Origin of the sequence: Peribacillus sp. NPDC097264 (genome assembly GCF_050277925.1) — a bacterium.
Lineage (GTDB): Bacteria > Bacillota > Bacilli > Bacillales > DSM-1321 > Peribacillus.
The window spans coordinates 51,726-62,510 of record NZ_JBNNSR010000014.1; the positions used below are offsets into that span (position 1 = coordinate 51,726).

The 10,785-nt window shown below is 40.9% G+C and carries 12 protein-coding genes, 2 tRNA genes and 2 rRNA genes; 3 read left to right on the forward strand and 13 right to left on the reverse strand.

What is annotated here, in order from left to right; genetic code table 11:
• Positions 1–108 precede the first annotated feature (108 nt).
• The 3 genes from ACQKL0_RS18385 to groES all read right to left on the reverse strand — a co-directional run bounded on the left by ACQKL0_RS18385 (position 109) and on the right by groES (position 2,473).
• Positions 109–372 (reverse strand): hypothetical protein, encoded by a 264-nt coding sequence (locus tag ACQKL0_RS18385; protein WP_427689036.1) that lies wholly within the window; start codon positions 370–372, stop codon positions 109–111.
• Between the two features lie 120 nt (positions 373–492).
• Positions 493–2,127 carry a chaperonin GroEL gene (groL, locus tag ACQKL0_RS18390; protein WP_427689038.1) on the reverse strand — a complete coding sequence of 545 codons (1,635 nt, stop codon included), beginning with the start codon at positions 2,125–2,127 and terminating at the stop codon, positions 493–495.
• A gap of 61 nt (positions 2,128–2,188) precedes the next feature.
• A complete protein-coding gene (gene groES / locus ACQKL0_RS18395; RefSeq protein WP_402875451.1) occupies positions 2,189–2,473 on the reverse strand; it encodes a co-chaperone GroES in 285 nt (94 codons plus the stop codon).
• Positions 2,474–2,802: 329 nt separating this feature from the next.
• Between groES and ACQKL0_RS18400 the strand changes: the two genes are divergently transcribed.
• Both ACQKL0_RS18400 and ACQKL0_RS18405 read left to right on the forward strand, forming a co-directional pair.
• Entirely contained in the window at positions 2,803–3,525 is a 723-nt protein-coding gene (locus ACQKL0_RS18400; RefSeq protein WP_402991579.1) for a CPBP family intramembrane glutamic endopeptidase, read from the forward strand.
• Positions 3,522–3,734: a YdiK family protein gene (locus tag ACQKL0_RS18405; protein ID WP_402875447.1), complete on the forward strand. Its 213-nt coding sequence runs from the start codon at positions 3,522–3,524 to the stop codon at positions 3,732–3,734. Before ACQKL0_RS18400 ends, ACQKL0_RS18405 begins: the two co-directional genes overlap by 4 nt.
• Before the next feature lie 29 nt (positions 3,735–3,763).
• Here ACQKL0_RS18405 and ACQKL0_RS18410 read toward each other — a convergent pair whose 3' ends face one another.
• Positions 3,764–4,423 (reverse strand): redox-sensing transcriptional repressor Rex, encoded by a 660-nt coding sequence (locus ACQKL0_RS18410; protein WP_402875445.1) that lies wholly within the window; start codon positions 4,421–4,423, stop codon positions 3,764–3,766.
• 36 nt (positions 4,424–4,459) lie between these two features.
• Positions 4,460–4,957: a cyclic pyranopterin monophosphate synthase MoaC gene (gene moaC, locus ACQKL0_RS18415; RefSeq protein WP_427689040.1), complete on the reverse strand. Its 498-nt coding sequence runs from the start codon at positions 4,955–4,957 to the stop codon at positions 4,460–4,462.
• Between the two features lie 134 nt (positions 4,958–5,091).
• Here moaC and ACQKL0_RS18420 point away from each other — a divergent pair, with 134 nt between their 5' ends.
• The gene (locus tag ACQKL0_RS18420) at positions 5,092–7,011 is read left to right on the forward strand and encodes an ABC-F family ATP-binding cassette domain-containing protein (RefSeq protein ID WP_427689042.1); all 1,920 of its coding nucleotides are present in this window, start codon (positions 5,092–5,094) and stop codon (positions 7,009–7,011) included.
• 256 nt (positions 7,012–7,267) lie between these two features.
• Here ACQKL0_RS18420 and tsaD read toward each other — a convergent pair whose 3' ends face one another.
• From tsaD to rrf (ACQKL0_RS18460), 8 genes are all read right to left on the reverse strand, one after another.
• Entirely contained in the window at positions 7,268–8,284 is a 1,017-nt protein-coding gene (gene tsaD / locus ACQKL0_RS18425; protein ID WP_402875442.1) for a tRNA (adenosine(37)-N6)-threonylcarbamoyltransferase complex transferase subunit TsaD, read from the reverse strand.
• On the reverse strand, positions 8,281–8,733 hold the full coding sequence (gene rimI, locus ACQKL0_RS18430; RefSeq protein WP_402959490.1) for a ribosomal protein S18-alanine N-acetyltransferase: 453 nt from the start codon (positions 8,731–8,733) through the stop codon (positions 8,281–8,283). The genes tsaD and rimI overlap by 4 nt, the downstream gene beginning before the upstream one ends.
• Positions 8,734–8,758: 25 nt before the next feature.
• Positions 8,759–9,451 (reverse strand): tRNA (adenosine(37)-N6)-threonylcarbamoyltransferase complex dimerization subunit type 1 TsaB, encoded by a 693-nt coding sequence (gene tsaB / locus ACQKL0_RS18435; protein ID WP_402959443.1) that lies wholly within the window; start codon positions 9,449–9,451, stop codon positions 8,759–8,761.
• Complete coding sequence (gene tsaE / locus ACQKL0_RS18440; RefSeq protein WP_402875439.1) at positions 9,448–9,903, reverse strand: tRNA (adenosine(37)-N6)-threonylcarbamoyltransferase complex ATPase subunit type 1 TsaE; 456 nt, start codon at positions 9,901–9,903, stop codon at positions 9,448–9,450. The genes tsaB and tsaE overlap by 4 nt, the downstream gene beginning before the upstream one ends.
• A gap of 220 nt (positions 9,904–10,123) precedes the next feature.
• Positions 10,124–10,197, reverse strand: a tRNA-Met gene (locus ACQKL0_RS18445).
• A 34-nt stretch (positions 10,198–10,231) separates the two neighbouring features.
• Positions 10,232–10,347: ribosomal RNA gene (gene rrf / locus ACQKL0_RS18450) — 5S ribosomal RNA — on the reverse strand.
• A 193-nt stretch (positions 10,348–10,540) separates the two neighbouring features.
• A tRNA-Met gene (locus tag ACQKL0_RS18455) sits at positions 10,541–10,614 on the reverse strand.
• 33 nt (positions 10,615–10,647) lie between these two features.
• Positions 10,648–10,763, reverse strand: a 5S ribosomal RNA gene (gene rrf, locus ACQKL0_RS18460).
• Positions 10,764–10,785 lie beyond the last annotated feature (22 nt).

The following is a 10,785-nucleotide window of genomic DNA, read 5'->3' on the forward strand; positions in this document are numbered from 1 at the left end:
AGTCCTTTAACGACATACCGCAAATATGTGCCCGCCGAATAATAAATTTGTTCAAGAGGTTTTATACTCTTTGGTAAAATCCACATCAGACCAACAAGTTCTCCTCTTCTAATTCCTGTTCCAAGTAATTATGCTATAGTCCCTCCTAAGGAGTTTCGTATTAAGCGTTCCTGCTTTATTCCCTTTATCCTGACACATCATTAAATACGATTTCACCTGCATAGGTGTAAGACCCTCTAAATTCACCACTTCTTGTTTAATACAATAATCTATAAATTGTCCTAGCAACATTTTGTAATTTTTAATATTTGCTTCTGTAGTATTTTTGAATTGCCTATCTTCTAAGAAATCTTGGTACGCAAATTTTAACAACAAAAAAGACTACCTCCCCTTTTTAGAGGAAGTAGTCTATATTTTACTTATTAATAGTTAGCAAAACTGCTTCTCATTTTGGACGAAAAATGGGGTTAACCAGTTCTCAAAAATGAGTTATTACATCATGCCGCCCATTCCGCCCATATCAGGCATTCCCATTCCGCCGCCAGCAGCGCCAGCAGGTTCTGGTTTGTCAGCAACAACTGCTTCTGTTGTTAAGAACATAGCAGCCACGGATCCAGCGTTTTGTAGAGCTGAACGAGTTACTTTAGTAGGATCGACGATACCAGCTTCGATCATGTTCACCCATTCTCCAGTAGCGGCATTGAAGCCAGTACCAATTGATTCGCCTTTAAGGCGCTCAACGATTACAGATCCTTCAAGTCCAGCGTTGTGAGCGATTTGGCGAATTGGCTCTTCGATTGCACGAAGAACGATTTTCACGCCTGTTGCTACGTCGCCTTCCGCTTCGATTTCTGCAACTTTATTGTATACGTTAAGAAGAGCTGTACCACCACCGGCTACGATACCTTCTTCAACAGCAGCACGAGTAGAGTTCAATGCATCTTCAATACGAAGTTTACGTTCTTTAAGTTCTGTTTCAGTAGCTGCTCCGACTTTGATTACGGCTACACCACCAGCTAATTTAGCAAGGCGTTCTTGTAGTTTTTCGCGGTCGAATTCAGAAGTTGTTTCTTCTAATTGAACACGGATTTGGTTTACACGAGCTTGAATTTGAGCTGTGTCTCCAGCACCTTCAACGATTGTTGTGTTCTCTTTTGTAACAACGACTTTAGAAGCGCGTCCTAAAGAATCGATTGTTGCAGATTTAAGGTCAAGGCCGATTTCTTCCGTGATCAATTCGCCGCCTGTTAGAGCTGCGATGTCTTCAAGCATAGCTTTACGACGGTCACCGAATCCAGGAGCTTTAACTGCCACTGCATTGAATGTTCCACGAAGTTTGTTCACAACAAGAGTTGCAAGTGCTTCGCCTTCCACGTCTTCAGAAATCAACAATAGTGGTTTTCCTTGTTGTACAACTTGCTCAAGTACAGGAAGGATTTCTTGAAGGTTCGTAATTTTTTTATCGGTAATTAAGATGTATGGATTTTCAAGAATCGCTTCCATTTTATCTGAATCAGTAACCATGTAAGGAGACGCATATCCGCGATCGAATTGCATACCTTCTACAACGTCCAATTCAGTTGTGAAACCTTTAGATTCTTCGATTGTGATAACGCCGTCGTTACCTACACGTTCCATAGCTTCTGCAATCAATTGTCCTACTTCTTCATCGGCTGAAGAGATAGCGGCAACTTGTGCAATCGATTCTTTGTTTTCAACAGGTTGAGAAATGGCTTTTAATTCTGCAATAGCAGTATTAACCGCTTTTTCCATCCCTTTACGGATACCCATTGGGTTAGCACCAGCTGTTACGTTCTTAAGACCTTCACGGATCATTGCTTGCGCAAGAACCGTTGCAGTAGTCGTTCCGTCACCAGCTACGTCATTTGTTTTGCTTGCTACTTCAGCAACCAATTTCGCACCCATGTTTTCGAAAGCATCTTCTAATTCGATTTCTTTAGCGATTGTTACACCGTCATTGGTAATAAGCGGTGAACCGAATTTTTTCTCCAGAACCACGTTACGTCCTTTTGGTCCAAGCGTTACTTTTACTGCATCTGCAAGAGCGTCAACGCCACGAAGCATTGAACGGCGAGCTTCTTCACTAAATTTAATTTCTTTAGCCATGTATAAGTACCTCCCTAATCATTTTAAGAAAAATTTTCGTTCAGTTAAGTATGATGTATAATTAGCCAATGATAGCTAAGATATCGCTTTCACGTAAGATTAAGTATTCATTATTTTCGTATTTAACTTCAGTACCAGCATATTTTGAGAAGATAATTAGATCGCCTTGGGCAACCTCTAAAGCAACACGTTCGCCATTTTCAAGGACACGGCCTGTACCAACCGCTACGACTTTACCTTCTTGTGGCTTTTCTTTTGCAGTATCAGGAAGAACAATACCGCTTGCCGTTTTTTCTTCAGATTGAACTAATTCAATAATAACGCGATCACCTAATGGTTTTAACAAGTGAAACAACCTCCTCATTTTCTCTTAAATCAATTGCCTGATTTATTAGCACTCATCAACACCGAGTGCTAACACATTTATAATATTAAATAAATCGAGCCCTTTTTGCAAGTATCTTGTTGAATTTTTTTTATTAATTTCTGATAAATTTCGGGTATACTACTCTAGGATAATGATTCCTAAAATGTTTTTTGGAAATGTTCTCTTTTTATATACCTATAAGTGGTGTTATGGGCTGTTTTTTGATACCCTTTTTATATACGTTTATAGATTGTCCCCATGTCAGGACTCTAAAAAAATGGCGGACTTAATTAAAGGAGTTTTCATTTTTGAAAAAAGAATATTGGTTCGTCATCATTACTTACATTGCCATGCAATTATCGGGTATTGTCGGAATGCCGATTTTCACGGTGATCGGGTCTGCACTGGGCATACCAAGTGATGAGCTCGAAGTTAAATCGGCCGCTTACTGGATCGTCTTCAGTTTTCTTGCAGCACTAATAGTGATTCTATTCTTGTTGCGAAAAGATATGAAGGAAAATACTGAGCTTACACAGACTTCGGTTCCCGTGTCCTTCCTATGGGCAATAGCGGGTGTCTTCCTAGCCTTTTTCGCTCAAAATATTGCTGGGAACATCGAACAGATGCTTGGGGTGGAGACTGAATCTGAAAATACTCAAAATCTGGTTTCACTCATTTATAAAGTTCCGATGGTCATATTTGTTACCTCTGTGATTGGTCCTATTTTGGAAGAAATCATTTTCAGGAAAATTATTTTCGGATCGCTTTATAAACGCTTTAATTTCTTCATTTCGGCTTTACTCAGCTCGGTTATTTTCGGCTTGGCACACGGTGAACTCGAACATCTTCTTTTATATGCAGCAATGGGCTTCACTTTTGCCTTCCTATATGCCAAAACGGGCCGTATTCTCGTATCCATAGCCGCACATGTCGCTATGAATACCCTTGTTGTCATTATTCAGGTGGTATATAGAGAAGATATCGAGAAATTGTCAGATACTGCACAAGCCTTTATCGGAGGTTTATTATGAAACGTCAGTCACCTTTATTCATCGGAATCGTATACGCAGGCTTGGGCATTCTCTTTACAACGATTGCCGTCCAGACAGTCAATTCTTCCGGATGGGGATTTTTCGCCTATATCCTTGTATTGATTGCGACTCTTGACTTGGGATCTGGGATCCGTATGATTCTCATCCACTTTAAAATTAAGTCCATACAAAAGAATAACAAGAAATAAAAAACACGCTGCATAATCGCAGCGTGTTTTTATTCTTCTAGAACAGCTTCTTCTACTACAGGATAGTGCTTTAAAAAGTAAATCAGCGATTGAAGCTCAACCGCCAGATCAATATGATGAACCCTTATGGATGGGGGTACAGTCAGCCTGGCTGGAGTGAAATTCAGTATCCCTTTTATATCGGCCTGAACCAAACGATCGGTTATCGTCTGGGCCTCTTGGGCAGGGACCGTCAAAATCGCTACCGTAATATTGTTTTCCTGCAAAAGTGTGTCTATTTCGTTCATATGATAGATCGGCACATCAGCGATGGTCTTTCCGACCTTGTCTTCAGAAACTTCAAATGCCATTTCAATTTTTGTATTATTGTTTTTCATGAAATTGTAATTTAAAAAGGCAGTCCCTAAATTCCCCACTCCAATTAAGGCTACTTTTGTCAGTTCATCTTGATCCAATGTTTTTCTGAAGAAAGACAATAAATAATTGACATTATAGCCGTAGCCCTTCTTTCCAAGTGCTCCAAAGTAGGAAAAATCGCGGCGGATCGTTGCTGAATCTACCTTTACAGCTTCACTCAGCTCAGCTGAGGAAACTCTTTGTTTACCTGAGGAATGTAAGTTTTTTAAAAATCGATAATACAAGGGCAACCTTTTAGCCGTTGCTTGCGGTATCTTTGGGTCATGGTTCATTGTTCTTCCCCGCCTTTATACATGCTTTTAAAACGATTACATTTGATTTAGCTGCCTTTTGTAATCACTGCTGGACACGCCACCTGTTTTCTCCACTAAAAATGTAGGCCCGATAATCATTCCTTTATCCAGTGCCTTACACATGTCGTAAACCGTTAATGCGGTTGCAGATGCTGCTGTTAACGCTTCCATTTCAACACCTGTACTACCCTTCGTTTTCACCTGTGTTTCAATTTTAAGCCGGTATCCTTTTTCTTCTTTTTCCCACTCAAAAGCAATATTGACCCCTTGTAAGGAAATGGGGTGACACATCGGAATGATATTGGATGTATTTTTGCTGGCCATGATGCCTGCAACCTGTGCTACCGCCAATACATCACCTTTTTTCATTTGTTGATTCGTGATTTTTTCATATATTTCTTCGTTCAATAAGATGCTGGATTGAGCTGTTGCCGTCCGGATTGTCTCCGGCTTCGTGCTCACATCAACCATTTTGGCTCTGCCTTGTTCATTAAAATGCGTTAAATCGCTCATAAAATTACCCCTCCTAAATCATACACTATTATCCTACATTATGTAACAGCTTGTTTTTCACCTTTAAAACCAAAGCTGTTGCCGTTAAATACTATAATACGTTACACTAACAATAATCAATTGAGGTGAAATCCATGATTCTATTACAAATCAATCAACTATCTAAATATTATGGTGCTGAGCTAATCTTATCAAATATGAAGCTTGAAGTTCAAAATAAAGACCGGATTGCCCTAGTCGGTCGAAATGGAGCAGGAAAGTCGACCTTGCTAAAAATTATAGCCGGTCAAATTTCTCATGATGGTGGCGAAATCATCAAGCCAAAAGACATTACAATCGGTTATATGGCCCAGGATACTGGATTGGAATCCGAACTATCCATTTGGGACGAAATGCTGACTGTATTCGAAAAACTGATTGGACAAGAAAAAGAACTACGGCGACTCGAGGCTGCCATGGCCGATCCCGCAACATTTGAAAATGAAATACGTTACCAAAAGGTGTTAAGTGAATATGATGCCCTCCAGGTAACATTCAAAGAACAGGGCGGGTATCAATATGAAGCTGATATCCGCTCTGTCTTACATGGTCTCCAATTTGGAGATTTTGATCATTCCACTTTAATTTCCACATTGAGCGGTGGTCAAAAGACACGCCTTGCCTTGGGGAAATTACTTTTAAAGAAACCTGATATTTTAATACTGGATGAGCCTACAAACCATCTGGATATCGAGACACTCTCTTGGCTTGAACAATATTTGCAAAGCTATCAGGGTGCAGTACTTATTGTGTCCCATGATCGCTATTTTCTTGATAAAGTTGTCAATCAGGTCTATGAAATTTCAAGGAATAACATGAAAAAGTACTATGGAAATTACAGCTCCTACTTAGAAAGAAGAGCAGAAGACTATGAACGTGAAATGAAACAATTCGAGAAACAGCAAGGGGAAATAGAAAAACTGCGAGATTTTGTCCAACGTAATATAACGAGGGCATCGACGACCAAAAGAGCCCAAAGCCGTCGTAAACAGCTGGAAAAGATGGACGTATTGGACAAGCCTCAGGGTGATGAGAAATCCGCCAATTTTTCCTTTCAAATAGAAAAACAAAGTGGCAATGAAGTGCTTCATCTTCAAAACTTGGCCATCGGCTATGCGGGGGAAGCAGTGTCTCAAAACATTAACTCCCGGATGACAAAAGGCGAAAGCATTGCCCTCGTCGGACCGAATGGTGTCGGTAAATCTACATTATTGAAAACCGTCATTTCAAAGCTCCCTCCGATTTCCGGGGAATTTCGCTTTGGAACCAATGTCGAAGTCAGTTATTACGATCAAGAACAAGCCAATCTCATTTCTAATAAACGCGTCCTGAATGAACTATGGGATGATTACCCGACTAAACCGGAGAAAGATATCCGGACAGTGCTAGGCAATTTCCTTTTTAGCGGGGACGATGTGTTGAAAACCGTTTCAACTTTGAGCGGTGGGGAAAAGGCTCGCCTTGCTTTAGCGAAAATGATGATGGAAAAGGGAAACTTTTTGATTCTGGATGAACCGACTAACCATTTGGACCTGGAGAGCAAGTTAGTCCTTGAAAATGCTTTGATCGATTATCCTGGAACCATTCTTGTTGTCTCGCATGACCGTTACTTCATTAATCGAATCGCTACAAAAATCATAGAGCTATCCAAGGACGGCAATGAAGAATTCCTTGGGGATTATGATTACTATGTTGAGAAAAAACAAGAGCAAGCTGAAATTGAAGCCCTTGAACAACAGGGTAAGGCAAATACAGTAGAAATAAAGGTCGAAAAAACAAATTATAAACTGGATAAAGAAACGAAAAAAGCAGAACGGCAACGCAAACGTCGAATCGAAGAGATTGAATCGGCGATGGAATTGCTGGAAACAGAAATTACCGAGTATAATGAGCTTCTATGTGACCCAGCGGTTTTCCAAGACCATGAAAAAGTGATGGACATACAGACGAAACTGGACAAGGCACAAGAAACATTAGATCAGTATCTGGAAGAATGGGCCGAATTAGAAGAGTAAGATGAAGGCTGGGTCATGTGACTCAGTCTTTTTCTTATGAAGCAATAAGTTATCCACAGTCTTATGCACATAACAAGCACGACTGAATCAACATTATTTTAGTTTACCCACACTATCCACAAAAATTTATCCACTTATCCACAAAATTACTATTTATACACAGGTGTTTTGAATAGTGAAAAAATTTTATCCACAAAATAAGCATGATTTGTAAAAACAGAAAAACAAGATACCAAAGTTCGGTATCCTGCCTTCATTAGAAAACTTCTATATCCAACCCAGGATTTCCGTTCAAATCTAGTCCTGAGCGTTTTCCCTTTTCAAACATGATGCTGCCTGCAGCACCGATCATCGCCGCGTTATCCGTACAAAGATGTAAGGGAGGAATGACCAGGTCCATTGACAAACCTGAAAAAGCATCCGTAAGAGCATTTCTGAGCCCTTTATTGGCAGCAACTCCTCCAGCAAGCAATACCTGTTTCACTTCATATTCCTTGGCAGCCTTGACGGCCTTCTTCACAAGAACCTCAATAACACTCGCCTGGAAGCTTGCCGCTAAGTCCTGCGGCTCAATATTTTCGCCACGTTGTTCTGCATTATGCAAGGTATTAATGACAGCTGATTTCAAGCCGCTGAAAGAAAAGTCATAGCTTCCTTCTTCTAACCAAGCCCTTGGCAGTTTCAAAGATGGTGTCCCCTCATGAGCAAGTCTATCGATATGTGGACCCCCAGGATACGGAAGCCCCAGTGTTCTTGCGACTTTATCGTAAGCCTCGCCTGCCGCGTCATCTCTTGTTTCCCCAATTACTTTAAAGGAACCAGGCTCAGTCAATAACACCAATTCGGTATGTCCACCTGATACGACTAAAGAAAGGGCAGGATACTGTATTTCTTGTACCAGTCTATTCGCATATATATGTCCTGCAATATGGTGCGTTCCCACAAGAGGGATTCCATGCGCGAAAGCAATGGCTTTGGCTGCATTAACGCCTATTAACAAGGCTCCTACTAACCCTGGGCCTTCAGTGACAGCTATGGCATCCAAATCCTCATATGTCACACCAGCTTGAAGCAGGGCCTCCTCCAATACGATGGTGATCTGCTCAACATGATGACGAGACGCTATTTCCGGAACGACACCACCAAACCGTTTATGGCTTTCTATTTGTGAAGCCACAACATTGCTGACTATCTCTGTTCCATTCTTAATGACGGCTGCAGCTGTCTCATCGCAGCTCGTTTCAATACCCAATATCAATTGATCTTTTTTCATCTAAAATTCACCCACATAACATAAGCATCTTCTTGATTATCTGTATAATATCTTTTCCTTATTCCGCCCTTTTGAAAGCCCAGTTTTTCATAGAGGGAAATGGCTACAGCATTGCTGACCCGAACCTCTAGCGTCATCCGGACCACCCCCATGCTGATCGAGATTTCTATCATTTTTCTTAGCAGGGCTTCACCAAGCTTTTGCCCTCGATACTCGGGTAAAATGGCGATATTGGTAATATGCGATTCATCAATGACAATCCAGGCCCCGCAATAACCGGCAATTTTCCCCTCATCTTCAATAACCATATAAACAGCATATTCATTATGATTCAGTTCATTAAAGAAAGCTTCCCGGCTCCAAGGCAAAGTGAAGGACTGTTTTTCCACGTTCAAAACTTGCTCGATATCTTCCGTTTTCATCTTACGAAACGTCATTGTTTTGCTCATCATAATCGGTCGCTTTCCTTTTATTTTATTTACCCTGCTGTTCAAGCCACTTTGCTTCGGCTTCAGCCATACGAATATAGTTGGGAACGAAGTGGTGTATATCGACTTCATCCTTATTCAAACCAATAAAAGCAAGTTCGCTTGGTCTCGCATTATACAACTGTACAGGAGCAAAGACAGCTAAATCCCCCAGTACTTCTGTAATGGCCTCACGATGAATCTCCACGTCCTGGCCAACAAACAATACTGGTCGATTGTATTCCTTTACCTTCATCGCCCATTCAGAGCTTAGAATATTACAATCTTCCGTGACCGTTTTTAACGTGCCATGATCAAATTCATATAAACCTGTATATACCTGGCCACGTCTAGCATCGAACAATGGGGAAACCAAACCATCAAAATAACGGCCATTCGCTGCTAGCACTTCTAAACTAGAAACAGCGGATAATGGAACATTCAGTGTCCAGGCCAATGTTTTTGCTATCGTTACGCCAATTCTAACTCCTGTATAAGATCCAGGACCCTGAGCGACAACGATTTTCGTCAGCTCTTTAGGAGACGTATCACAGTCCTTCAATAAAGACTCGATTGCAGGCATCACCCGAACGGAATGGTTCTTCTTTAAATTCGTCGTGTACTCTCCGATCACTTGGGTACCATTTATTAAAGCAACCCCTAAAGTAAAGTTCGATGTATCTATCGCTAAAACCTTCATGAAATTATCTCCTTACATAACATAACATACCGTTCGCCATGAGCTTCCAAAACAAATCGGCGACTCGTATCACCAAGACGATAAATATTAATGGTCAGAATGTCCTCGGGGAGTTGGTCTTTTATTAAATGGGCCCATTCCACGACTGTCACACCATCGCCATCAAAATATTCATCAAAACCTAAATCCTCTTCTGACTCTCCTACCCGATATACATCCATATGATATAAGGGTAAGCGACCGTTGTATTCCTTTATAATCGTAAAGGTAGGGCTATTCACCGTACGTGAGACCCCTAATCCCTTAGCAAGACCTTTAGTAAATGCAGTTTTCCCTGCCCCTAAATCTCCCTCTAAAGCCAGTACATCGCCACTGCGAAGCCTCTTAGCCAATTCCTGCGCAAACTGTGCCGTCTCTTCCTCATTTTCAGAAATCCATTCGAAATGTTGCATATATCCGTCACCTTTATCATTCAATTAAGTAATTGATCCCCAGTTAAAAAAGGGCTAAATTCTACCTATAAAAAACGCATTCATTCACCATTGATTCAAAAAAAGATTCTATATGTAGTGTACCTTGTTTCAAAAGAAGAAACAAATAAGTTATGGATATTATAAGATGAAAATCCGGTAAAACAAAAAAAACGAAACAAAGGTTTCGTTTTTTTCATGATTGCGGGGACAGGATTTGAACCTGCGACCTCCGGGTTATGAGCCCGACGAGCTACCGGACTGCTCTACCCCGCGACGGTATGAATGATACATTTATATAAAAAGTACAGCTTGGCGACGTCCTACTCTCACAGGGGGAAACCCCCAACTACCATTGGCGCTGAAGAGCTTAACTGCCGTGTTCGGAATGGGAACGGGTGTGACCTCTTCGCTATCGCCACCAAACATTATACTTTTTCTTTAAGACTTATATTATTATAATACAAATCGTTCTGATAAGCAAGGAATTTCTTTTCCTTTTTTAAAGAGATGGATTAATAAAACATAACATTAATTATAGTATGGCTTATTTCACAAAAAAATATTCAATTGATTCGTAAAAATAAAAAAACGAAACATCGTTTCGTTTTTTTCATGATTGCGGGGACAGGATTTGAACCTGCGACCTCCGGGTTATGAGCCCGACGAGCTACCGGACTGCTCTACCCCGCGACGGTATGAATGGTACATTTATTATAAAGTATAGCTTGGCGGCGTCCTACTCTCACAGGGGGAAACCCCCAACTACCATCGGCGCTGAAGAGCTTAACTGCCGTGTTCGGAATGGGAACGGGTGTGACCTCTTCGCTATCGCCACCAAACATATCAGGAACGTTGTTCCTT

Coding starts and splice junctions, on each gene's coding strand:
- groL (WP_427689038.1), bottom strand. CDS start 2,127: ATGGCTAAAGAAATTAAATTTAGTGAAGAAGCTCGCCGTTCAATGCTT.
- ACQKL0_RS18405 (WP_402875447.1), top strand. CDS start 3,522: ATGAAACGTCAGTCACCTTTATTCATCGGAATCGTATACGCAGGCTTG.
- ACQKL0_RS18410 (WP_402875445.1), bottom strand. CDS start 4,423: ATGAACCATGACCCAAAGATACCGCAAGCAACGGCTAAAAGGTTGCCC.
- moaC (WP_427689040.1), bottom strand. CDS start 4,957: ATGAGCGATTTAACGCATTTTAATGAACAAGGCAGAGCCAAAATGGTT.
- ACQKL0_RS18420 (WP_427689042.1), top strand. CDS start 5,092: ATGATTCTATTACAAATCAATCAACTATCTAAATATTATGGTGCTGAG.
- tsaD (WP_402875442.1), bottom strand. CDS start 8,284: ATGAAAAAAGATCAATTGATATTGGGTATTGAAACGAGCTGCGATGAG.
- rimI (WP_402959490.1), bottom strand. CDS start 8,733: ATGAGCAAAACAATGACGTTTCGTAAGATGAAAACGGAAGATATCGAG.
- tsaB (WP_402959443.1), bottom strand. CDS start 9,451: ATGAAGGTTTTAGCGATAGATACATCGAACTTTACTTTAGGGGTTGCT.
- tsaE (WP_402875439.1), bottom strand. CDS start 9,903: ATGCAACATTTCGAATGGATTTCTGAAAATGAGGAAGAGACGGCACAG.